Source organism: Micromonospora sp. M61 (assembly GCF_018070245.1).
In the GTDB taxonomy this organism is placed as follows: domain Bacteria; phylum Actinomycetota; class Actinomycetes; order Mycobacteriales; family Micromonosporaceae; genus Micromonospora; species Micromonospora zamorensis.
Map to the genome: position 1 here is coordinate 64,248 of NZ_JAGPYA010000013.1, position 22,977 is coordinate 87,224.

Consider the following 22,977-nt stretch of genomic DNA (forward strand, 5'->3'; position numbering starts at 1 on the left):
CAGCACGGTTGGCCGCTCGGCGGGCTGCCGAGGATGATTCCGGCATGACGGCCGTACTGGTGATCGAGGACGACGACCGCATCCGGCTCGCGCTGCTGCTCGCACTGGAGGACGAGGGCTACGACGCCCTCGGCGCGGCTACCGCGGAGGAGGGGCTGCGCGCCCAGCGTCACCACCCGGCCGACTACGTGCTCGTCGACCTGATGCTCCCCGGCCTCGACGGCTTCGAGTGCATCCGACAACTGCGCCGTGACGACGACGTTCCGATCGTGGTCGTCAGCGCCCGGGACGGGACCGACGACATCGTGGCCGCTCTCGAAGCCGGCGCCGACGACTACGTCGTCAAACCCGTGGCGATCAGGGAGCTGACCGCCCGACTGCGAGCCCTGCGTCGGCGCGCCCGACCGCTGGCGGCGGCGTCGGCGCCGGATCCGGTGCCGGCCGTGGCCTTCGGCGAGTTGGAGATCAGTCCGGAGGCGGGGGAGGTGCGCCGCGCCGGTCAGCAGGTCACCGTCACCCGCACCGAGTTCCGCCTGCTCTGCGAGCTGGCCGAGCACGCCGGCCGGGTGCTGTCCCGTCAGCAGCTGCTGCAACGGGTCTGGGGGTACGACAGCGGGGACGAACGGCTGGTCGACGTGCACGTGGGCCGACTGCGGCAGAAGATCGAGCCGGACCCGGCGAACCCCCGTCACCTGGTGACCCTGCGGGGTCTGGGCTACAAGCTGCAACGATGAGACGCCTCGGACTGCGTACCCGGGTGGCAGCCGCGTTCGCGGTCGGCGCGCTCCTGCTCTCCGCGTCGATGGCCCTGGTCTCCTACGAACTGACCCGGCAGTCCCTGCTCGACGACCGGGAACGCATCGCACTGCGGGCCGCCTACTTCGACGCCGCAGTGGTGCACGCCGGGCTCGACACGGACAGTCCGGACGTGGTGGAGGTGCTCCGGTCACTGGACACCGGCGGGAGCCGGCGGCCGGTGCTGCACCTCAACGGCGAGTGGTACGCGCGCACAGCGGACCCGGACACCACCGCCGCCATCCCCGCCGAGTTGCGTCGAATCGTCGCCGCCGGGGAGCCGGCGGTGCAGCGCGTACGCGTCGCCGGGCAACCCGCCCTGGTGGTGGGGGTGCCGCTGTCCTCGTCGGCGGCATATTTCGAGGTCAACTCGATGCGTGAGTTGGAGCAGACGTTCCAGGTCCTGGCGCTGGCGTTGACCACCGTCGCGGTGCTGGTCGCCGGGTCCGGTGCCGCCCTCGGGTGGTACGCCACCCGACACGGACTGCGGCCGCTGACGGCGGTCGCCGACGCTGCCCAGAAGATCGCCGCCGGTGACTTCACCGCCCGGCTGGACCCGGCCACCGACCCCGACCTGACCCGCCTCTCCTCCTCGTTCAACCAGATGGTCGACCAGCTCGCCCGCCGTATCGAACGGGACCGACGCTTCGCCGCCGACGTCAGCCACGAACTGCGCTCACCGCTGCAGACCCTCGCTGCGGCGGCCAGCGTCCTGGCCCGTCGTCGGGAACACCAGGACGACCGGACGGCGACTGCCGCCGGGCTCGTCGCCGACGAGATCGACCGTTTCCAGCGACTGGTCAACGACCTGATCGACCTGGCCCGCAGCGACCAGCCCGCACACCGTGCCCCGGTGGACGTGGTGGAGCTGGCCGAGGAGGCCTGCCATGCGTACGACCTGCCGGTCAGCCTCGTCCACCTGGCACCGGGCGTCCCCCCGACCTGGCACGTCGAGCGGCGGCGGATCGCCCAGGTCCTGGCGAACCTGCTCGACAACGCCGTGACCTACGGCGTCGGCCCCGCAGCCGTCCGCCTCTGCCGCGACGGTGACACCGGCGTCATCGAGGTCGACGATGATGGCCCGGGCGTGCCCGTGGAGGATCGTGAGGCGATCTTCGACCGTTTCGTCCGGGGTCGGGCCGCCCACACCCGTGGCGCAGGTGACGGCACGGGGCTCGGGCTCGCGCTGGTGGCCCAGCACGCCGCCGCGCACGAGGGGCACGCCACCGTCGTCGACCGACCCGGGGGCGGCGCACGCTTCCGGGTCGCGCTCCCGGGCAGCCTGCCGTGAACCGACGCCGTCTCGCCCCGTTGGCGCTCGTCCTGCTGTTGACCGGTTGCGGCATCCCCACCGACGACGGTCCCCGAACGGTGCGGCCACCGCGTGGGCCGTTCCACAGCTCCGTTCCCGCCGACGCCACCGCACCGGCCGGCCACGTCGTCGAAACCCTCTGCCTCGTACGCGACAACTGGATCATCCCCGTGGTCCGGCGCGTCGACAGTGTGCCGAGCATGGCCGACCAACTGCGGCATCTGCTCGCCGGGCCCACCGGGGAGGAACGTGACAGCGACCTGACCAGCGCGCTGCCGGGAGCGGTCAACGCCGCTGGTGTGACGGTGACCGGCAAGCAGGCTCTCGTCGCGGTGGACGCGCCGGCCGTCGACGCCGGCCGCAGCGACGAGGTCCTCGCCTTCGGGCAGATCGTCTGCACCCTGACCAGCCGCGACGACGTCACCACAGTGGCCTTCCTGCGCGACGGCAGACCGCTCGGTGTGCCCCGGGCCGACGGTTCGCTGTCCGCCGACCCGCTCACCCGCGCTGCCTACGCCCCACTGATCAAGGAGCAGTGAGCCCGTTCACACCGCCGGCGGCACCGAGGGTCTGCTCAGTGGAAGACCTGAGACGAAGTCCAGGGCCGGGCAGGGGAGCTTCCCGGAGGTCGGGTGGGTGTCGCCGGCCAGATGATGGCTGGCATGAAACGCGCTGCGCTCTTCGTGATCGCCGGACCGGTCGGCATCGCGGCCTACGGCCTCGTACGCCTGTGGGGTAGGTCCGACGGGGTGTACGGCCCCGGGCTCGACTGGCAGGCCGCGCATCTCGTCGGCCTCGCGGGCATGGTGTGCTTCGTCCCTGCCGTGCTCGCCCTGGCCGGCCTGCTGCCCCGCAGCCCATGGCGTACCGGGGTGGTGGCCCTCACCATGGTCGGGCTGGCCGCGACCATGGTGCAGTTCGGCGCCGACATCGTCGAAGGGCTCCTTGCCGCGGACCGTGCGGAGATGTCGGCTCTCGGCGCGGACTTCAAGGACATCCCCGGTATCGAGGTGGCCTTCTACGACGTCGTACCCCAGTTCTTCTTCCTCGGCCTGGTCGTGCTCGCCGGCATGCTCGTGGCCAGACGGCGGCTGCCGTGGTGGAGCGTTCCGCTGCTGGTCGTCGGCATCGTCGCGCCGGCGGTCACCCTCAACCTGCTCCCTGTCGGCGGCCTGTGCATGCTGGCGGCGTTCGCGCCGGCGCTGCCGGCCCTGCGGCAGCAGAGTGAGCGGGCCGAGCCGCCCGTGGCCGTGCGCTGAGACACGGTGGTCCCCGCCGTCGGAGTCGACGGCGGGGACCGGTCGTGCGGCGTGGACTACTTCAGGGCGAGGGTGCGGGCGTCGGCGGCGATCACACTGGCGACCTCGGCCGGCACCAGCTTGCCGGCCTGCCGGTCGGCGTAGTTGGCCAGCTCGGCGTACTGGGCGTGGACCAGCTTCGTGGTCATCGCCGTGACGGCGTTCGGGTCGGCCTCGGAGGTGAGGAGCAGGTAGCCGAGGCCGGCCTGGCTCACCGTCACGGTGAAGGTGCTGGTCGCGGTGGCGGTGCCCTCGGGCCCGGTCACCTCGGTCGAGATTGTGTGGCGGCCCGCGGTCAGCCTGGTCAAATCGAGCTTGCGTCCGGCGGCCGATTTCTTGCCGTCCAGTGTGACGGTGACGGTGTCCGCGTTGGTCGCGGCAACCGCGATCACCGGGGACTGCGCCCGGTCGAGTCGAGCCCCGTTGGTCGGGGAGGTGATGTCCACGGTCGGGTCGGCGGAGGCGCGCTGGAGAAACGCCGAGTTCCAGCCGACCAACTCGGACGCGCGGTTCGTGATGATCGCGTCGATGCCGATCCGTTCCAACCGCTGCCACAGGCCGGCCGAGTCCATCGTCCAGGCCATCACGGCGACCCCGGCGGCGTGCAGCGGGGCGACGACCTCCGGCCTGGCCAGCAGCGCGTTGCCGTCCGGGTTGTACGCGGTCAGATGCAGCTCCTTGGCCAACGCCACCGGGTCGGCGTCGAGGGTGCCGCGGAGCAGGCCGAGCGGCAGCTCGGGGGCGAGTTCGTGGGTGTACCGCAGGGCGTCGACCTCGAAGCTCTGGATGAAGACCCGACCCATCATCTGCTCGTTCCGGATCACCTGGATGATCGTGGCGACCTCGTCGCGGGTGTGCTTGCCCTTGATCTCCACGAGCAGGTTGCCGCCCCGCGTCCGCAGGTCGGCGAGCTGCTCGGCGAGGGTGGGCACCCGCTCGCCGACGTAGTGCGGGCCGAACCAGGAGCCGGCGTCGAGCGCCTTGATCTGCGCTGCGGTCAGGTCCCGGATGTTGCCGGTGCCGTCGGTGGTCCGGTCGACGGTGCCGTCGTGCAGGATGAACGGGATGCCGTCCTTGCTCGGCTGGACGTCGTTCTCGATCCAGTCGGCACCACCCCGACGCGCGATCTCCTGGGCGACGAGGGTGTTCTCCGGTGCTGCTGCGGAAGCGCCCCGGTGGGCGATCACCGTGAACGGGCTGCCCTTGGGCCGGAGGTAGCCGTTCGGCGCCAACTCGGTCACGGTCACGTCGTCGTACGACACTGTCGCGCCGTTGACGAAGAGCCCCTGCACGCCGTTGGCGGAGCGCTGGAGGCTGGTCGTCCGCATCGCCTCCCGCCCATCGAAGATCCAACGGGCCTGGTTGCCGTGCACCTCGACGGCGACCCGCACGTCCCGGCCGGTGCCGGCCGCGTACGGGGCGGAGGCGGTGTTCGTCACGACCCAGGCGTTGGCCGCGGTGCGCTGGGCGAACTCGAGACCGTTGGCGGCGGTGGTGCCGCTGCGCATGGTGGCGATCCACCACGGGGTGGCGCCGTCGGCGGGGACGTCGATGCCGAGTGAGGCCCAGCGGGTGGCGGCGGCGACCGCCTCGAAGCGCATGGTCGCCTCAAGGCGGAAGTCGTTCAGGTGCCGACCGAAGGTGATCTTGTTGTTGTCGCTGGAGCTGGCGGAGGTTCCGTACAGTCGGCCCTTCTCGACCTTCCAGGTGCCGTCGACCGCGTTCCAACCGGCGGGCAGCGACCCGGACGAGAAGCTCTCCGAGACGACGACGCTGCCCGGCCCGGCGGCGGCGGGCGACGAGGTCGCGACGGTGACCGCGACGGCGGCGCCGGTGACAGCGAGGACGGCGACGGTGGCGGCGGCCCGGGTACGCAGCGCGCCGAGCCTCGACCCGGTGCTGTCGAGCGACGGTGATGCAGGATGGACAGTCATGGCCGCAACGCTACGAAGCGTCCCCGAACTCATGATCAACCAAGCATGGCTGTCGCCGGAACGCCGGGTGTACCGCACTCGACCCGCTGACTCGACCTGGTCAGTGCGGCAGGCCGGTGCAGGCGGCCCCGTCGATGGCGCAGGCCTCGGGGGCGGCACCCGCCGGTGAACCGTTGACCCGGAAGGTCACCCGGACCGAGGTGCTGCCGGGCACCTGACCGGCGCTTCCGTCCGGCACGAACGTCCACACCGCACCGTCCCGGCTGACCCGCGCGCCCTCGACCGCGCTGACCCGCAGCGACTCCCGAGGCAGGGTGACGGTCAGCGTCCACTGCGGCACCGGCACCGAGCCGGGGTTGCTGATCGTCACGGCCGCACCGTAACTGAGCAGGGCGTTGTCCGCGATGGCGAAGTCGGCGTTCAGGGGAGTCGGGGTGGGCGAGGCCGTCGCACCGGTCGGTGTGGGCCGGGTCGACGCACCTGCGGTCGTCGGGACGGCGGTGGCCGACGCGGGCGGTGGAGGAGCGGGCGCCGCCGGGCTGCTGGCCGCCGGCCGTGCCCGCACCCGGGGAGTGCCGGTCGGTGGAGTGCCCACCTGCTCGACGGACGGTGGCGCGTCGAGGGTCACCGGCGTCAGCTTCTCCGGCGTACGCAGCAACCCGATGACGGAGACGGCCGTCGCGACCAGCACCCCGAACGCCGCGATCACGGCCACCCAGGTGGCCCGCGAGACGTCGTCCCGTCCGGTGAGCACCCGCCGCGCGGTCGTGCCGAAGGCCACGATCCGGTCCAGCAGGATGATCGCCACGGTACGGCGTGGCTGGGGTGGTGTTGCCGGCACTGCCTGTCTCCCCTTCAGTTCGTCGCCGGATGCGCGCCCGCGATCCGTGCGGATCGCGGATGGCATCTGCCCCGTCACAGGGCGCGGAGCCCGACGAGTATCGCCTTGAGCAGATCCTCGTTCGGCACCTCCGACAGCATCGGCGGGTCATGCGTCTCGATCAGCCCGGCCGTGAGCAGGTCACCGAGCAGCACCCGCACCGTCCCCAGTGGAAGGTCGAGCTCGGCACCCACCTCGGCCACCGACACCGGATCGTGGCACAGCTCGACGATCCGCGCCTGTTCGGGAAAGAGCGGTGTGGGCGGCGTGACCCCCCGGCGAGCGACGACCAGTGAGATCAGGTCGAACTTGTCGCCCGTGGGCGCGGTGCGCCCCCCGGTCATCGTGTACGGCCGGGCCACCGGGCCGGCGTCGTCGTCGTACCACGCCTCGTCAGCGCTGCCGGTGCTGCGCACCAGGATCCCCGATCGTCGCCGAGGAGGCGGGCCCGAGACGGATCGGCAGGTGCCTCTCGGCCTGCCCGACGAAGAGCGCCACCTCGTACGCCATGTCGCCGACCTTGACGTCGTCACCGGCGATCCGCACGGTGAGGATGGTGCCGTTCGGAATGGTGGCGACGAACAGGAACGCTCGCGCCATCTGCACCACGACCTGACGCAGACCGCCCGCTTCGCAGATCCGCGTGGCGGCCAGCCCTAACGCGATCAGACCGGCGACCACGCCGGAGAGCTGCTCGGCGAGCTCGCCCTTGACCTGTTGGGAACCGCCGAGGAACAGCCCGTCGGGGGAGAGCACCACGGCGAACTCCGCGCCGTGCACTCGGTCGACCAGGCGGTCCAGGGCGCCGGTCAGGTCGTCGTCGGTGACCACTGCGGACGTCATGGGTGTCTCCTTGTTGCTCTAGCGACCGGGAACTCGACGGTGTCGAGGCTGGTCCTGCCGGTTTCCGGGCCGGTCGGTCCGGTGTGGCGTGTCCGCGTCGGCAGCTCGCCGTCGCCGTTCGGGGTGGAGGGGTCGGCGGCGTCGCGGGCCGGCGGGTGGGGGGTGCCGGGTGGCGCGGTGGCCGCTCCACGGCCGGTGACGTTCGGTGTGACCAGCCCGGCCGGTAGGAGCACTGTGGCGGCCGTCCCACCGCGCCGGCTCGGGCGCAACGAGACCTGTGCGCCGCATCGGCCGGCCAACACGGCGGCCGCGTACAGACCCGCGGAACCCGGGGGCGGGCCGTCCGGTGGCGGGTTGCCGAGCAGGTGGTTCGCCTCGGCCAGCGCGGACGCGTCCAGACCCGGCCCGTCGTCGACGACCAGGACCGCGCAACCCTGCGGTCGGTGCTCGCCCCTGACCCGTACGGTGGTGTCCGCAGCGGAGAAGGCGAGGGCGTTCTCGATCAGCTCCGACAGCAGGTGGACGACGTCCGTGACGGCGTTGCCCGCGAGCGACCAGGGCCAGTGCGGCGCGATCAGGACCCGGTGGTAGTCCGGCACCTCGGCGACCGCGCCGCGCGTCACGTCGAGCAGCGGCACGGGCCGTCGCCAGCGGCGGGCGGGGCTCGCGCCGGCGAGCGTGATCAGCTTCTCCACGTTTCGTCGGATCCGGGTGGTGAGGTGGTCGAGCTGGAACAGCTCGTTTGTCTCCTCGGCGGACCGCTCCCGGCGTTGCATCCCGTCCAGCAGGCCGAGCTGATCGCGCAGCAGGACCTGGTTGCGTCGGGTGAGCCGCAGGAACAACTCCTGGTTGGCCCCGTCGGGCGTCGCCGTGGCATCACCGGCCGGAGCCGGAGCGTCGTGGTTCGAACCGGTCCGGTCCTCGGTCAGGCGTCGGACGGTGCTCACCCACCCCAGCAGGAGCACGAGCACGACGATGAGGCCGAGCCCCACCACGGCGCCGGTACGCGCGACGACCACCGCGGCGCCCGGCGCGGCCCGCTCGGCACTGCTGCGGGCGGTGGTCGTCACCAGCGTCTGCAGTGCGCCCAGGGCGGCGTCCGCCGCGGCCCGCCAGGCCTGGACGGTGATCCCGGTCAGCGCCGTGTCGGCCGCGAGCAGTCGGCCCTCCAGGGCGAGCAGACCCGCGAAGTCGGGGCCGGTCACGAGGCGCTGGTGCTCACTGCGGCCGTCCACGGGCAGCCCTGCCGCCGCCTCGGTGCGCGCGTACCGCTGGCCGCCGACGAGCTCGATCAGCCGGCTCCGCTCGTCGGCACCGAGCCGCGTGCCGGTCAGGGCCGCGCTGACCAGTGTGTCCTCCCGGGCGAGCAGTTCCCGGGCACGGGCCACCGCGATCACCGCCCGGGTGTCGGCGGCCAGAGCGCTCTCGTACGCGCCCCACTCCGGGCCGTACACCCGGAAGGCGACGTCGACGACCTGGTCGTACGCGTCGACGGCCTCGGCCAGGTCGAGACTCCCGGCGTCCACCTGGGACCGGATCGTGCTCAGGCCGTCGAGCCGGCGGACCAGCTCGCCGGCCCGGTCGCAGACGTCACCGGCGCTGAGCAGTCGAAGGTCACGGCCCTCGGTGAACGCGCGGACCTCGGCGGCCGCCCGGTCGGTGCCCTCGCGCGCCGCGACCAGCGTGGGCGCCGTCGGCGCGGCTGCGGCGACCCGCTCGGCGGTGAGCCGACGTTCGGCCTGCAGGCCCAGGATCAGCCGGTCGGCGGGCTGGCCCAGGGTGTCCGCCAGGGCGCGCACGCGCAGCAGGTCGGCCGCGTCCTGGCCGGCCACGTAGGCGGCGTAGGACCAGAGCGAGACGAGGACGGCGCACAGCACTACCAGCCTGACCCGGATCAGTCGCACCTCGTCGTGCGTCACGGTCGGCCCCGCCCGGTGCGGAGGCGTCCGCCGCGTGGGTGCCTCATCGGGTCGCCCGCTGTGGCCACGGCTGTCCGGCCGTGTCGCTGGCCCGGTCAGCGACGATGGTGCGCAGCAGGGCTAGCAGCTCGGTGCGGTTGGCGCAGTTGAGTCGGTGGCGCATCCGCGCCACGTGATGTTCCACCGTCTTCGCCGAGATGAAGAGCCGGTCGCCGATCTCCCGGTAGGTCAACCCGGCCAGCACCAGCTCGGCGACCTCGTACTCGCGGTCGCTGAGCCCCTGCTGGGTGGGGCCGGCCGCGCGCGCTGGGCTCGCGCCGGTCGTCGGTGTCTGCCCGCCGTGGCCGCCGGGTGGCCGCCCCTGGAGCGCGCGGGCGCACTCCAGCAGGGTGGTCATCGCCCGCCGGTCCGCGGTGCGGATCGCGGCCTGACCGGCGAGGCGAGCACCGTCCCAGCACAGTCCGGTGTCGTGCAGCCCTCGGGCGGCGGCCTCCACCCGGGTCGGGTCGACGACGCCCCGCAACACCTCCACCCAGCTCTCCGCGGCGGCGGCGACCACTGCGGCGTACCGGCTGTGACCGGCGGCGGCGAGCAGCGCGGCGACATGTTCGTCGGCGACTGCCGGCTCGGCGGTCAGGATGGCGGCGTGCAGCCCGCTCCAGTGCAGCGGGACACTCCACAGTGGTGGATTGCCGAGGCGGCCCAGCAGGGCGCGTCCCTGGAGCAGGTACGGCTCCAGACGGGCCAGGTCACCGAGCCGTGCGCCCGCGATGGCCAGCTCACCCAGCGGCAACAGCGTGAACAGGTCGACGGGGTGCCGGACCACCGCCTCCAGCGCCTGCCCCCATCCGCGCTTGAGCGCGCCGAGGTCGCTGTTGCGCCGGCTGACGCCCATCCGGATCGCGGCGGCGAAGAGCAGGTCGCGCGACTCCAACGGCCGCCCGTCGAGGGTCACCGTGGCGAGGCGTTCGGCCGCGGCCTGCGTCTCGCCCCGGACCATCAGGATCCAGGCCTGCAACAACCGGTGGCGACGAGCCATCAGGGGGCCGCCGACACCGGCGGCCAGGGCCCGGTGCAGCACCTGCTCGGCGATCTCCAGCTCGCCGCAGTGCACGGCCGTCAGCGCGGCGAGCGCCGCCGGGCTGTCCGGCAGGAGTGCCGCGCGTCCGTCCGGCTCCAGCAGCGCGGCGGCCTGCACGAGCGCGGAGAGCGCGGCGGTCGGTGAGCCGGTCACGCTGTCGCGGACGCCGGCGGCCATCAGCCGGGCGGCGCTGGCGTGCAGGGTCGGGGGCTCGCCGCCGGGATCACCGGCCGGCGGCTCGGCGACGGCGCTCAGGTCGCCGGCGGCGAACCCGCCCACGGTGGCGAACGCCAGCGCCGACGCGGTGCCCGACCACCGGTACAGCTCCACGCTGCGACCGACGTGCCCACGGTGCGCCAGGGCGGTCGCGGCCACCACTGCCGCCTCGCGGCGATCGGGGGGAGTGGCCGTCGACAGCAGTCGGTCCGCCAGCCGTAGGGCGTCGTCGAGGTTGCCGGCCAGTGCGGCGGCGAGCGCCTGCTCGGCGCTTGCTGGCCGTCCGGCCGCCGTGGCGGCCGCGAACAGGTCGGCGGCGAACGCCGGCTCGTCGGCCAGAGCCTCGTTCGCAGCCGCTGCCAGGGTCGGGACCGGGCAGTCGCCGAGCGCGCCGACCGCGAGCAGTGACCGGACCAACGGCAGCACCGCGCCACCCCTGGCGAGCTGCAACTCGGTGAGCCGACGCCAGACCGCCGTCCGCTCGGTGGTGGGGCTCAGCGTGGTGACGGCCCGCCGGACGATCGGTGCGAGCCGGCCGTCGGCACCGAGCAGCCCGGCCGCCCTGGTCGTGGCGATCAGATCGTCCACCGCCGCCGGCTCCCGGCCCAGGAGGGCGCCGAGCATGCTCACCGGCAGCGTCCCGCCCGCCGCGACGGCGAGCAGCAGCCGTCGTACCGCGTCGGGTTGGACGTCCAGGTCCGGCCCGAACTCGCCGACGACGGACCGGGGTGGGTCGACCACCGCGCCGGTCGGGGTCTCCGCGGCGGCCAGGCCGCGGGCCAGCCGCTCGACATCCCGGGGTACGCCGCAGGTCTGCGTGTGGACGAAGTCGACCAGGTCGTCGCGGCTGTCCAGCTCGGGTGTGGAGGCGAGGTAGGCGGCGGTCTGCTCCCGGGTGAACGGCGTGAGGAGCAGGGCCTGCCCGTCGCGTCGGAGCGCGTCGACCAGCTCGCTGAGCGCCGCCGACCGGGGCCACGGGCGGTGGGCGACCACCAGTCGGTGTCGACGGGTGGCGGCCAGACCCAGCAGCACCTCGATCCGTGCGTCGTCGAGCAGGTGCGCGTCGTCGACCAGCACCAGGGTGTCGGCGTCGACCGGTTCGCCCGGCTCCGGGGCGGTCGTGCGCACGGTGATCCCGGCCCGTTGATGGACTCGCGCCAGCTCCGCGAGCAGCGCGGTCTTCCCGTGACCGCCCGGGCCGGCGATGCCGACGCTGAGCGGGCCGGTCGGGTCCTGTCCGACAGTGTCCAGCAGGACCTGCGGCCCCCGGTCCAGCGTCAGCCCGGTCTCGGCGATGTCATTCATGATCATTGGGGTCATCCTTCGCGTCCCCGGCTGCGGGCCAAGGCCAGGCGGGACGGTTTCGGCAGGTCCAGTGGGAGGACCCGGACCGGGGGCCGCGGTGGCGGATCGCCCGGGACGGTGGTGTCGTGGTGGGGGCGGCGGGTGGCCGGGACGGAGGCCCGACCGGCACCGCTGACCGGGGATGGATCGCGGGCCGGTGGCTGTCGGCGGGGGCGTGGCGACACCACCTGGCACGCGGCCATCGCCGCACCGGTGGCGGCGGTCAACTGGGAGTCCGGTTCCACCTCGACGGGGACCGGGAGGGCCGCGCTGATCAGCTCGGTGACGAGTGGCACGCGGGTCGACCCGCCCGCCAGCAGGACACCGTCGAGCTGCCCAGGCGTCAGGTTGGCGCTGCGCACGGCCCGCAGCAGGAGGTCGACGGTGACCTGCACCGTCGGGCGGATCATGTCCTCGAACTGGGCCCGGGTCACCGGTATCCGCGCCGGGCCGCCCGGCAGGGCCAGCACCACGTCGGCCGTCAGGTCGACGGTCAGCACCCGCTTGACCCGGTCACACTCGGCGCGCAGTCCGCGCAGCGCGGCCTGGGTGCCGCGGCGTGCGCTGGTGGCCAACTCCCGGGCCAGCGCGGTACGGGTGTGGTCGGCCAGCGCCTCGTCGAAGTCGGCCCCGCCGATCGGGTCAAGGCCCTGTGGGGTGCCGAACGTCTCGTAGGTGCCGCGCGGGGTGCGACGCACGAGAGCAGCCTCGAAGCTGTTGCCCCCCAGGGCGTAGACGACAGCGGTGCTGCCCGCGAACCCGCGGGCCGCGTGGCTCTCGGCGACCGTGACCGTGCGCGGAAGCAACGTCACGTTGCGCAGGCCGAAGCCGGACAGCGCCCGGTGCAGCACCTCCCGTCGGTAGGGGCGCCACCCCGCCGGGTGGCTGAGCACTATCGCCTCTGCCGGGCCGCCCTCCAGGGCGTGGACCCGCTCGACCACCCACGCCGCCAGTTCGGCGGTGAGCGTCTGCGGCGCGCACGTTTCGCCGCCGAGCAGCAGGGGTACGTCATCGCCGATCCGGTGCACGAAGTCGCGTGTGGTGCGGCTGCCGTCGTCGGTGGCGGGCTCGCCGACGTGCAGCGAGCCATCCTCGGACAGGCACAGCACCGACGGCACGAGAGCGGAACCGACCTGCAGCGGGACGGGCTCGGGGCGGGTCCAGGTCGTGCCGTGCGACCGTGCGACCGCGGCGGCGGTGTTGGTGCTTCCGATGTCTATCCCCAGGACGTACGGCATCGTCTCTTCTCCCCCCGTGAGTTGGCCGGCCGATGGCGATGGCGTCGGTGCTGCCGACGACCCACCCCCGGCGAACCCCGCGGGCTCCTACGTTCGTACCAGAGATCAGTCCCTGGTCGGGACCCTAATCTCGCCGGGTCGGTTTCCCCCTGTCCCCCTAACGTACGAGGCGGCGGAGCCCCTAGTTCAACCGGCCCGGATGCGGGCTGAGCCCCGATGCCCGGGGGTGGGCCGGGCAATAGCGTCACTGTCGATGTACGACACCTGCCGACGGCCAGATCCGAGGAGAACCGGCACATGGACTCGCACCAGACCCTCCACGACTTCGTGCTCGACCTGTTGACGAACCCCGACGCGCGGTCGGCCTTCGACCTCGACCCCGAGGGTGCGCTGCGGGCCGCAGGGCTCAGCGACATCACCGCGGCGGACGTGCAGGACGTGGTGCCGCTGGTGGTCGACTACGCGCCGGGGCAGGGCCTCACCCCGCTGGTGCCGGCCGTCGGGCAGCTCGGGTTCGACCCGCTGGTCACCGACACCACCGACGTGGTGGGCCAGTTGCAGAGCGTGGCGCAGCAGATCAGCGTCACGAGTTCTCCCACCGGCGTGGACATCAAGGCCGGCGTGCTCGGCGCCATCGCGGTCGACCCGTCGGCCGCCGCCGCCGGGATCACCGTGCTGCCGGGGATCGGCCTGGGCGTCGGTCCGTACGGGTTGGACAGCGACCTGGCTGGTGTCTCCGACGTGGCGCACACCCTCGACGCCGACGTGGTGCAGCCGGTGGACGCCATCGCGGACCCGGTTCTGGGGAACGTCACCGGCGTGGCCGGCGACCCGAGCGGTCTCCTCGGCGCAACCGACCCGGGCCTGCTCGGCGGCGACCTGACCGGCGGTGTCCTCTCCGGCACCCACGGTCAACTCAACGGTGTCGTGGGTTCCCTCGGTGTCGACGACACCCTGGGCGGGCTGGGTCTGGGCCACGCGGGCGGCGCTGTCGGTGGCGTCGTCCCGCCGCTCGACGTTCCGTCCACTGTGGGTGGTGTGACGCACCAGGTGGACAGCCTCCTTCCCGGTGTCACCGGCGCGGTCGGCGATGTGACCGGGGGCGCTACCGATGGTGTGCTGGGCGACTCGCACGCCTCGCCGGACCACGGCCTGCTGGGTATCACCGGCGGCCTGCTCTGACAGGGATCTCCGGTAGGAGCGGGAGGCCGGGTCGCTTCGGGCGATCCGGCCCTCTCCGGTTCCACATCCGGTCCCTCTTGATAATTGAGCCGAAATCCGCACACTTGGTGCGGTGATGGCCGGGATCTGGTTGGACGTGCTGGACGAGATCGCCCGTACGTGCAGTGCTCAGGGTCGTGGTGACCTGCTCCAGACGGTGCGGCAGAAGCGTGCCCAACTGCTGGACCCGACGCTTCGGGTCCTGGTCATCGGTGAGCCGAACCAGGGCAAGAGCCAGCTGATCAACGCGATCATCAACGCCCCCGCCTGCCCGGTGGGCGACGGCCGCACGACAGTCCTGCCGACCGTGGTGCAGCACGCCGAAGCCCCGTCCGCCGCGGTGGCTCAGGCCCCGCCACCAGCATCGGGTCGTCCCGTCGGCGGCGCCGCCACGGTGACCGTGGAGCGGACCCCGGTGGCGCTCAACCAGGTCGCCGCGGGTGTGGCCGGCATGATCGGGCGTCGGGCGGGCGGCGGTCCGGCGTACGTCGAGATCGGGGTGCCGCGTGCCCTGCTCGGCGCCGGGCTGGTGCTGGTGGACACTCCGGGCACCGACGAGGTCGCCGGTGTCGGCGGTGCCGCCCCGGTCGCGGCTCCCGCCCGCGCGGACACCGTGCTGCTGGTCTCGGACTCCACCCGGGAGTTGTCGGTCGCCGAGCTGAACATGTTGCTGCACGTGATGCGCGCGCACCCGAACGTGGTCGTGGTGCAGAGCAAGACCGATCTGGTGGCGGACTGGCGTGCGGTCGCCGAGCGCAACCGGCAGCATCTCGTCGAGGCCGGTGTCCCGGCAGCGCTGATCCCGGTCTCGGCGACGCTACGGCTGCGCGCCGCCGCGTCCAACGACCGTGATCTCAACGCCGAGTCCGGCTTTCCCGCGCTGATCGCCCGACTACAGCGGGACCTGGCCGGCAAGTCCGACCACCTGGCCCGGGCGTCGGTGCAGGCGGTGGCGCGGACGGTGGTGGAGCAGCTGGCCGCACCGCTGCGCGCCGAGCTGGCGACCCAGGAGGCCGAGGAGCAGTCCGGACCGATCTCCCGCCTGCACGCCGCCCAGCGCGAGGTCGACGAGCTGCGCCGGTGCTCCACCCGTTGGCAGAACTCGCTCAACGACGAGATCGCCGACCTGCTCTCCGACATCGAGTACGACCTTCGGGACCGGACCCGGCAGATCCTGCGCACTGTGGACGAGGCGTTCGACACCGCCGATCCGCTGGACGCCTGGGACACCTTTCAGGACTGGTTGGAGCGGAGCCTGGTCGAGGCGGCGGAGGCCAACCACGAGTGGCTGATCCAGCGCTGCGACTGGATCGCCCGCCGGGTGGCCGCCAACTTCAACCGGTACGGCTACGACGTCCTGCCACCCTGGTCCATGTCCATGCCGGACGACATCGCCCGGCGTCTGCCGGAGTTGCAACGGCCGACGATCGACAGGTTCACCACCGGCCAGAAGCTGTTCACCGGCATGAAGGGCTCGTACGGCGGCATGTTGATGTTCGGCCTGGCGACCACCCTGGCCGGAATGCCGATGATCAACCCGGTCTCGGTCGGCATCGGGGCGCTCTTCGGCGGCAAGAGCATCCGCGACGAGAGCAAGCAGTTGCTCCGACGCCGCCAGGCGACCGTCAAGACCGCGATCCAGCGCCACGTCGACGACTTCTTCGTCCGGATCACCCGGGACTGCCGGGACGCCGTCCGGCAGGTGCAGCGGATGCTGCGTGACCACTTCACGGGGCTGACCGAGGAGCTTCAGGAGGCCATCGTGCAGTCGTTCCGCAGCGCCAAGCAGGAGGCCGACACCGACGCCTCCCTGCGCGAGCAGCGGCAGCGCGAGATCCGGCTGAAGATGACCCGGTTGGCCGCGCTCTACGAGCAGGCCCAGCAGTTGACCGCCACGCGTTCGGCCCCGCTGCTGTTGGAGCCGCAGACATGACAGTGGGCCTGCGCCTGGACGAGGCGGCCTGGGGGTTGCTGCACCAGACCATCGACCTCTATCAGGGCAACCCCCGGGCCGTGGGGCAGCTGCGCAATCAGGTGGCCCGGTTGGAGCAACCGCTGCGCATCGCGGTTGCCGGGCCGTGGCGGTCGGGCAAGTCGACGGTGCTCAACGCGCTGATGGGCGAGGAGGTCGCGCCGGTCGAGAGGGCCGACGGTGTGTTCACCTGGTACGAGGACGGCCCTGCCCCGCGTGCCACCGCCTACCCGGCCGGTCAGCCCCCGCAGGAGCTGACGGTGGTCAAGTCGGCGACCGGGTTGCGGGTGGATCTCGGCTGGGACACCGGGGACGTACGCGACATCGTGGTGCAGTGGCCGACGCGCGCGCTTCGGCAGGTCACGCTGATCGACACCCCGGCGCTCCCGGGCGACGTCGAGCAGGGCCGGATGCCGTTGGTGGAGCGGGTGCTGCGGGACTCGGACGCGGTGTTGTACCTGACCCGTGACGGTCGCGACAGTGATCTGCGGATGCTGGAGGCGGGCCGGGACGGCGCCGTCGGGCAGGCCGCCCCGGTCAACGTGATCATTGTGTTGTCCCGGGCGGACGAGACCGGGGGAGGTCGGATCGACGGTCTGCTCAGCGCGCGTCAGCTCGCCCGGCGGCACTACCGCGATCCGCGGGTGAGCGCAGTCAGCGTGAACGTGGTGGCGTGCAGCGGGATGCTCGGCCTGGCGGGTCGGATGCTCGGCGAATCGGACTTCGCGGCGCTCGCGACGCTGGCCTCGGTGCCCCGGGCGGAGTTGGACGCCCACCTGATCTCCGCCGAGCGCTTCCTCCGTGGCGAGCTGCCGGTACGGCTGGAGACCGAGGTGCGCGGTGCACTGCTGGACCGGTTCGGAATCTTCGGTGTCCGGCTGGCGGCCACCCTGGTCCGCAGTGGCTTTGACAGTCGGGTGAAGCTCTCCGCCGAACTCATCCGGCGCAGTGGCCTCACCGAGCTGCGGGAGTCGGTGACCCGTTGTTTCATCGATCGCCGAGACACGCTCAAGGCCCGGTCCGCGCTGGCCGCGGTGGAGACGCTGCTGCGGGCCGAGCCCACCCGGGGTTCCGACGAGCTGGTCGGCGCGGTCGAGCAGATCCTCGCCGGTGCGCACGAGTTCCGGGAGCTGCGCCTGCTGGTGGCGCTGCGCAACACCCGGCTCGGGTTCGACGTGGAGCTGGCCGACGAGGCGCAGCGACTGGTCGGGGGCAACGGGGTGGGCCTCGCCGCCCGGCTCGGTGTCGAGCACGAGGCGACCGTGCAGCGGCTCTGGGAGGTCGCCGCTGACGCGCAGTGGCGGTGGCGGGACCGGGCCGAGGACCCACTGCTTCCGCTGGCGCAGCGGCGCGGGGCGCAGGTCGTCGCCCGCAGTTGCGAGGGAATGATCGCCGAGCTGGTCGCGGGCGGTCGCTGAGAGCAGCGGTCGTACCTGGCGTGATCTGAGGCGCGATGGGGGCGGCCGTCTCGGCCGCCTCCATCGGTGTCCGCGCAGGGCTCAGCGCGGTTGGTACGTCTGGCAGTCGGCGATGTCCTGCCCCGGGCCGACCCGGATGGACGGTGCGTGGCACTCCAACTCGGCGTTGTGTTGGCAGTCGCTGCGCTTGCAGGCTCCGACCTGGGCGATGACCCGGTCCAGCCCGCCCTTGGCCGAGGTGTCGATGAACGTGGCGCAGTTGGCGTTCTCGTGCCCGTTCTGCTGCCCGATGGTGATGGCGAACGCGTGGCAGCCATCGTGGTTGTAGCCGCAGTCGGTGACGGTGCACTCGTGAACCCGCGGCATCTCCAGCATGTCAGTCATCAGCGATCTCGCTTCCGTCGGTGGTGCCGGGCAATCCCAGTACCCGGCTCCGACGGGACAAATCCCCATCAGTCACCTCTTTCGGGGATATTTTGCATAGGCCAGGCTTACCTAACAGCTGTGATCTGCTTCGGTCATTTACCGAACGCGTCGGGCCGCGAGCGCGTCCACCGCACCTCGGGGGCCCTCCGCGCACGGATCGCAGCCGGAAAACCGTTATTCGATCTAGCTCTCGACAGTCGTCCCTGACCTGCGGAGATAACGCTCTCACGGATGGTGGGAGAGTGCTTGACGCGCCCGTGATCCGGACGCAACGATGCATTCACATGTCTCGTCCCACCACCGCCAGGCGTGATCGGCGCACGCCGTCCCTCGCACCGCGAAAGGACCCCACTGTGCGCAGATCCCTGAGATCGTGGCTCGGCCTCGCGCTGAGCACGATCCTCGTGGCCGGCGGCATCGTCGCCGCGCCGCCCACGGCCAGCGCCGCGCCGTTCACCGTGCTGGTCTTCAGTAAGACCGCCGGATTCCGGCACGGATCAATCACCCCGGGCATCACCGCCATCCAGCAGCTCGGCGCCGCCAACGGCTTCACCGTCGAGGCGACCGAGGACGCCGCCCAGTTCACCGACGCCAACCTCGACCGGTTCGCCGCGGTGATCTGGTTGTCCACCACCGGCGACGTGCTCAACGCCGCCCAGCAGGCCGCGTTCGAGCGCTACATCACCGGCGGCGGCGGCTACGTCGGCGTGCACTCCGCCTCCGACACCGAGTACGACTGGCCCTGGTACGGCGGGCTGGTCGGGGCGTACTTCGCCTCGCACCCCGCCGAGCAGAACGTCACCGTCAAGGTCGCCGACCAGGTGCACCCGTCCACCGCGACGTTGCCGCAGCGGTGGAACCGGTTCGACGAGCTGTACAACTACCGCACCAACCCCCGCGGCAACGTGCACGTGCTGGCCACGCTGGACGAGAGCACCTACACCGGCGGGAGCATGGGCGCCGACCACCCGATCTCCTGGTGCCAGAACTACTCCGGCGGCCGGGCCTGGTACACCGGCCTGGGGCACACCGACGCGTCGTACACCGAGGCGAGCTTCCGTCAGCACCTGCTCGGTGGCATCAGGACCGCGGCCGGGGAGGTCGACGCCGACTGTGGCCCCACCGTCACCAGCAGCTTCCAGCAGGTGGAGCTGGCCAAGGGCGCGGCCGAGACCGGTGAGCCGATGAGCCTGACCGTCCTGCCGGACCGGGGCGTGCTGCACACCTCCCGCAACGGCGTGATCCGGCACACCGACGCCGCCGGCAACACCAAGATCGCCGCGACCCTGCCGGTCTACACCGGAGACGAGGAGGGTCTGCAGGGCATCAAGGCCGACCCGAACTTCGCCACCAACCGCTGGGTGTACGCCTACTTCGCCCCGCCACTGAGCACCCCGGGTGGCGGCGCCCCGGCCACCGGCACGCCGGCCGAGTTCGCAGTCTGGGAGGGCGTCAACCGGCTGGCCCGGTTCACCGTCAACGCGGACAACACCATCAACCTGGCCAGCGAGACGCTGATCCTCAACGTGCCAACCAGCCGGGGCATGTGCTGCCACGTCGGTGGTGACATGGACTTCGACGCGGCGGGCAACCTCTACCTGTCCACCGGTGACGACACCAACCCGTTCGACTCGGCCGGCTTCACCCCGATCGACGAGCGGGCCGGGCGCAACCCGGCGTTCGACGCGCAACGCACCTCGGCGAACAGCAACGACCTGCGCGGCAAGGTGCTCCGGATCAAGCCGAGCGCCGCCGGGGGCTACACCATCCCGGCCGGCAACATGTTCGCCCCGGGCACCGCGCGGACCCGCCCGGAGGTCTACGCGATGGGCTTCCGCAACCCGTTCCGGATGAGCGTGGACAAGGCCACCGGCATCGTCTACCTCGGTGACTACGGCCCCGACGCGGGCACCGCGGACCCGAACCGGGGGCCGGCGGGCAACGTGGAGTTCGCCCGGATCGACCGGCCCGGCTTCTACGGCTGGCCGTACTGCACCGCCCGCAACGACGCGTACAACGACTACACCTTCCCGTCTGGCCCGTCCGGGCCGAAGTTCAACTGCGCGGGCGGGCCGGTCAACAACTCACCCAACAACACCGGCATCACCCAGCTGCCGCCGGCCGTCTCGGCGTGGCTGCCGTACGGCGGCTCCGGCTCGCCGCCGGAGTTCACCGGCGGTGGCCTGTCGCCGATGGGCGGCCCGGTCTACCGGTACGACCGAAACAACACCTCGCCCGTGGCGTTCCCCGAGTACTACGACGGGACCTACTTCGCCGGTGAGTTCGGTCGCCGCTGGATCAAGAACATCAAGCTCGACGCGTCCGGCCAACCGCTGAAGATCAACCCGTTCCCATGGACCGGCACGCAGGTCATGGACATGGAGTTCGGGCCGGACGGCGCGCTCTACGTGCTCGACTACGGCACCGGCTGGTTCAACGGCGACGCCAACTCGGCGCTCTACCGCATCGAGTACGCCCGCGAGGGCCGAGCGCCCGTCGCCAAGGCGTCCGCCACCCCGACCAGCGGCACCGCGCCGCTGACCGTGGCCTTCTCCTCGGCCGGCACGCTCGACCCGGACGGTGACCCGTTCACCTACGCCTGGGACTTCGACAACAACGGCACCACCGACTCGACAGCGGCCAACCCGAGCTTCACGTACACCACCAACGGGACCCGCAGCCCGACGTTGACGGTCCGGGACACCACCGGCAAGACGGCCACCGCGAGCGTGGTGGTCACTGTCGGCAACAGCGCCCCCGTGGTCACCGTGAACACCCCGTTGAACGGGCAGACCTTCACCTTCGGGGACGCCGTGCCGTTCTCGGTCACCGTCACCGACGCCCAGGACGGTGCGATCAACTGCGCCCGGGTGAAGGTGAACTACGTCCTCGGCCACGACTCGCACGGCCACCAGCTCGGCAGCGTGCAGGGCTGCTCCGGCGTCATCCAGACCTCGGCGGACGGCGAGCACGACACCGCGGCGAACATCTTCGGCATCATCGACGCCGAATACACCGACCTGGGCGGTGGTGGCCAGCCGCCGCTGACCACGCACACCCAGGCAGTCCTGCAACCTCGGGTACGCCAGGCCGAGCACTTCGGTGACTCGTCAGGTGTCCAGATCGTCGCCGGGGCAGCGGGGCACGGCGGCGCGGCGGTCGGTTACATCGACAACAACGACTGGATCTCGTTCCGCCCCTACAACCTGACCGGCGTCCAGTCGTTCAGCGCCCGGGTCGGAGCACCGGCCGGTGGTGGCGGCACGGTGGAGCTGCGGGTCGACTCGCCGACCGGGCCGCTGGTCGGTTCGGCCACCGTGGTCCCCACCGGTGGGTACGCCAACTTCGCCACGGTCACCGGTGGGGTCACCGCCCCGACCGGCACCCGAACCCTGTTCCTGGTCTTCAAGGGCGCTGGGCCGTGGTTCGACATCGACGAGTTCACCCTCTCCACCAGCCCCGGCGGTCCCGGACCGGACCCGGACCCGGACCCGGATCCCGAGCCGGGCGCCAACCTGGCCCGGGGCAAGCCGGCGCGTGCGTCCAGCTTCGAGGGCGCGTACGGCGCGGCCAACGCGTTCGACGGCGTGGCCGGAACCCGGTGGGGCAGCGCCTTCAGTGACCCGCAGTGGATCGACGTGGACCTTGGGGCCACGTACTCGCTCAACCGGGTCAAGCTGACCTGGGAGGCGGCGTACGGCAGTGGTTACCAGATCCAGACCTCGCCGGACGGGGTCAACTTCACCACGATCCGTACGGTGACCGGCGGCGACGGCGGGGTGGACGACCTGACCGGGCTCAGCGGCTCCGGCCGGTACGTCCGGCTCCTGGGCACCACCCGGGGGACCGCCTGGGGCTACTCACTGTTCGAGTTCGAGGTGTACGGCGGCACCGGTGGCCCGTCCGGCGGCAACCTCCTGCTCAACAAGCCCACGTCGACCTCCAGTAACGAGGGGGCCGACGTGTCCGGCGCCCAGGCGGTGGACGGCAGCCTCACCACCCGCTGGTCGAGCACGTTCTCCGACCCGCAGTGGATCCGCGTCGACCTCGGCAGTCCCACCGCGATCGGTCGGGTCAAGCTGAGCTGGGAGGCGGCGTACAGCAGCGCGTACCAGATCCAGACCTCTAACGACGGCACCACCTGGACGACGGTGAAGACGGTGACCGGCGCGGACGGCGGTGTGGACGAGCACACCGCGCTCGGTGCCAACGGCCGCTACCTGCGGATCAACGGCACCGCCCGGGGCACCGGGTACGGGCACTCGCTCTGGGAGGTGGAGGCCTACACCAGCTGAACCACCACCGTTGACGTGGCCGGCACGGTGATTCGTGCCGGCCACGTCCGTCAATGCAGCTCGTCGTCCTTGCATATACCGTGAGCTGGTCGTCTGGCTCTACGTCGCGGGCCTGGCGGCTGCCGCGTTGGCCATGGTGATCGCGGTGGCCACGCTCACTCCGGAGGTACGCCGACGGATCGTCGTCATGCTGCTGCCCGTGGCAGCCCTCGCCCTGGTGATCGACAGCGCCCTTGCCGGTTGGGTCACCTCGACCATGCACATGGGACACACCGTCCCCCTGGTGCCGGCTCAGTGGGCGATGCTGGTGCTCGTCGCGCCGGTGACCTTCCTGGCCGGGGCGCTACTGGTGCGGCGGCGAGAGGAGACCCTGCGGATGGTCGCCCTCGGCCGGAACGCCGACCGCGAGCAGCCATTGGGTCAGTGAGGTGGTCGGGTGTTCACCCGACGCCTGGCGGCTGGCCATCACCGGCGCGGAACACTGCTCGGGTCAGATAGTGCCGCGACTGCCGATCGAAGCGTCCGAGCAGATCGCGGGCGGCAGGCGGGACAACGGAGGCGGACGGATCGCCGCCGGTGAAGGCCGACACTGCGGCGAAGTCCGTGAATGTCATGGCGGTGAGAAATTCGCTGCCCTCGGCGGGGTCCAGCTCCTGCGGGGAACGACGCAGAACCCGAAGCTCCCGAAGCCCGGCCACCCCCCGGGCGAGGATCGCGGGCGCGATGTCCTGCGTCAACAGCCGATCGTAGGCGTCAGCGAGAGCGGGCTCCGTCCACCCGCTCCA

18 protein-coding genes are annotated in these 22,977 nt (G+C 72.0%); 9 read left to right on the top strand and 9 right to left on the bottom strand.

What is annotated here, in order from left to right:
• Positions 1-44: 44 nt before the first annotated feature.
• The 4 genes from KBX34_RS10090 (at position 45) to KBX34_RS10105 (ending at position 3,366) form a co-directional block, all read left to right on the top strand.
• Positions 45-734, top strand: coding sequence for a response regulator transcription factor (locus tag KBX34_RS10090; RefSeq protein ID WP_210790515.1), 690 nt, complete (start codon positions 45-47; stop codon positions 732-734).
• Positions 731-2,086: a cell wall metabolism sensor histidine kinase WalK gene (locus KBX34_RS10095; protein ID WP_210924626.1), complete on the top strand. Its 1,356-nt coding sequence runs from the start codon at positions 731-733 to the stop codon at positions 2,084-2,086. The genes KBX34_RS10090 and KBX34_RS10095 overlap by 4 nt, the downstream gene beginning before the upstream one ends.
• Positions 2,083-2,646 (top strand): GerMN domain-containing protein, encoded by a 564-nt coding sequence (locus KBX34_RS10100; RefSeq protein WP_210790511.1) that lies wholly within the window; start codon positions 2,083-2,085, stop codon positions 2,644-2,646. Before KBX34_RS10095 ends, KBX34_RS10100 begins: the two co-directional genes overlap by 4 nt.
• A 123-nt stretch (positions 2,647-2,769) precedes the next feature.
• On the top strand, positions 2,770-3,366 hold the full coding sequence (locus KBX34_RS10105; RefSeq protein ID WP_210924628.1) for a hypothetical protein: 597 nt from the start codon (positions 2,770-2,772) through the stop codon (positions 3,364-3,366).
• 56 nt (positions 3,367-3,422) lie between these two features.
• Here KBX34_RS10105 and KBX34_RS10110 read toward each other — a convergent pair whose 3' ends face one another.
• The 7 genes from KBX34_RS10110 to KBX34_RS10140 form a co-directional block, all read right to left on the bottom strand.
• A complete protein-coding gene (locus KBX34_RS10110; protein WP_210924630.1) occupies positions 3,423-5,339 on the bottom strand; it encodes a glycerophosphodiester phosphodiesterase family protein in 1,917 nt (638 codons plus the stop codon).
• 100 nt (positions 5,340-5,439) lie between these two features.
• Positions 5,440-6,180 (bottom strand): cellulose binding domain-containing protein, encoded by a 741-nt coding sequence (locus KBX34_RS10115; RefSeq protein ID WP_210924632.1) that lies wholly within the window; start codon positions 6,178-6,180, stop codon positions 5,440-5,442.
• A gap of 74 nt (positions 6,181-6,254) precedes the next feature.
• Positions 6,255-6,635 carry a DUF742 domain-containing protein gene (locus KBX34_RS10120; RefSeq protein ID WP_099854725.1) on the bottom strand — a complete coding sequence of 127 codons (381 nt, stop codon included), beginning with the start codon at positions 6,633-6,635 and terminating at the stop codon, positions 6,255-6,257.
• Positions 6,613-7,062 carry a roadblock/LC7 domain-containing protein gene (locus KBX34_RS10125; protein ID WP_210790495.1) on the bottom strand — a complete coding sequence of 150 codons (450 nt, stop codon included), beginning with the start codon at positions 7,060-7,062 and terminating at the stop codon, positions 6,613-6,615. Before KBX34_RS10125 ends, KBX34_RS10120 begins: the two co-directional genes overlap by 23 nt.
• The gene (locus KBX34_RS10130; protein WP_210924634.1) at positions 7,059-8,981 is read right to left on the bottom strand and encodes a nitrate- and nitrite sensing domain-containing protein; all 1,923 of its coding nucleotides are present in this window, start codon (positions 8,979-8,981) and stop codon (positions 7,059-7,061) included. The genes KBX34_RS10125 and KBX34_RS10130 overlap by 4 nt, the downstream gene beginning before the upstream one ends.
• Before the next feature lie 43 nt (positions 8,982-9,024).
• Positions 9,025-11,589 (bottom strand): LuxR family transcriptional regulator, encoded by a 2,565-nt coding sequence (locus KBX34_RS10135; protein ID WP_210924636.1) that lies wholly within the window; start codon positions 11,587-11,589, stop codon positions 9,025-9,027.
• Positions 11,590-11,594: 5 nt separating this feature from the next.
• On the bottom strand, positions 11,595-12,860 hold the full coding sequence (locus KBX34_RS10140; RefSeq protein ID WP_088948801.1) for an Hsp70 family protein: 1,266 nt from the start codon (positions 12,858-12,860) through the stop codon (positions 11,595-11,597).
• A 297-nt stretch (positions 12,861-13,157) separates the two neighbouring features.
• Here KBX34_RS10140 and KBX34_RS10145 point away from each other — a divergent pair, with 297 nt between their 5' ends.
• From KBX34_RS10145 to KBX34_RS10155, 3 genes are all read left to right on the top strand, one after another.
• A complete protein-coding gene (locus KBX34_RS10145; protein ID WP_210924638.1) occupies positions 13,158-14,042 on the top strand; it encodes an IniB N-terminal domain-containing protein in 885 nt (294 codons plus the stop codon).
• 115 nt (positions 14,043-14,157) lie between these two features.
• A complete protein-coding gene (locus KBX34_RS10150; protein WP_210924702.1) occupies positions 14,158-16,014 on the top strand; it encodes a dynamin family protein in 1,857 nt (618 codons plus the stop codon).
• Entirely contained in the window at positions 16,011-17,471 is a 1,461-nt protein-coding gene (locus KBX34_RS10155; protein ID WP_210924640.1) for a hypothetical protein, read from the top strand. Before KBX34_RS10150 ends, KBX34_RS10155 begins: the two co-directional genes overlap by 4 nt.
• Before the next feature lie 81 nt (positions 17,472-17,552).
• Here KBX34_RS10155 and KBX34_RS10160 read toward each other — a convergent pair whose 3' ends face one another.
• Positions 17,553-17,855 carry a DUF1540 domain-containing protein gene (locus tag KBX34_RS10160; RefSeq protein ID WP_210790477.1) on the bottom strand — a complete coding sequence of 101 codons (303 nt, stop codon included), beginning with the start codon at positions 17,853-17,855 and terminating at the stop codon, positions 17,553-17,555.
• A 395-nt stretch (positions 17,856-18,250) separates the two neighbouring features.
• On the opposite strand from KBX34_RS10160, the gene KBX34_RS10165 reads away from it, so the two are divergent.
• Together KBX34_RS10165 and KBX34_RS10170 are read left to right on the top strand one after the other, a co-directional pair.
• Positions 18,251-22,192, top strand: coding sequence for a ThuA domain-containing protein (locus KBX34_RS10165; protein ID WP_210924642.1), 3,942 nt, complete (start codon positions 18,251-18,253; stop codon positions 22,190-22,192).
• A 34-nt stretch (positions 22,193-22,226) separates the two neighbouring features.
• Positions 22,227-22,619, top strand: coding sequence for a hypothetical protein (locus KBX34_RS10170; protein WP_210924644.1), 393 nt, complete (start codon positions 22,227-22,229; stop codon positions 22,617-22,619).
• 13 nt (positions 22,620-22,632) lie between these two features.
• Here KBX34_RS10170 and KBX34_RS10175 read toward each other — a convergent pair whose 3' ends face one another.
• A complete protein-coding gene (locus KBX34_RS10175) occupies positions 22,633-22,929 on the bottom strand; it encodes a hypothetical protein (RefSeq protein WP_210924645.1) in 297 nt (98 codons plus the stop codon).
• Between the last annotated feature and the right edge of the window lie 48 nt (positions 22,930-22,977).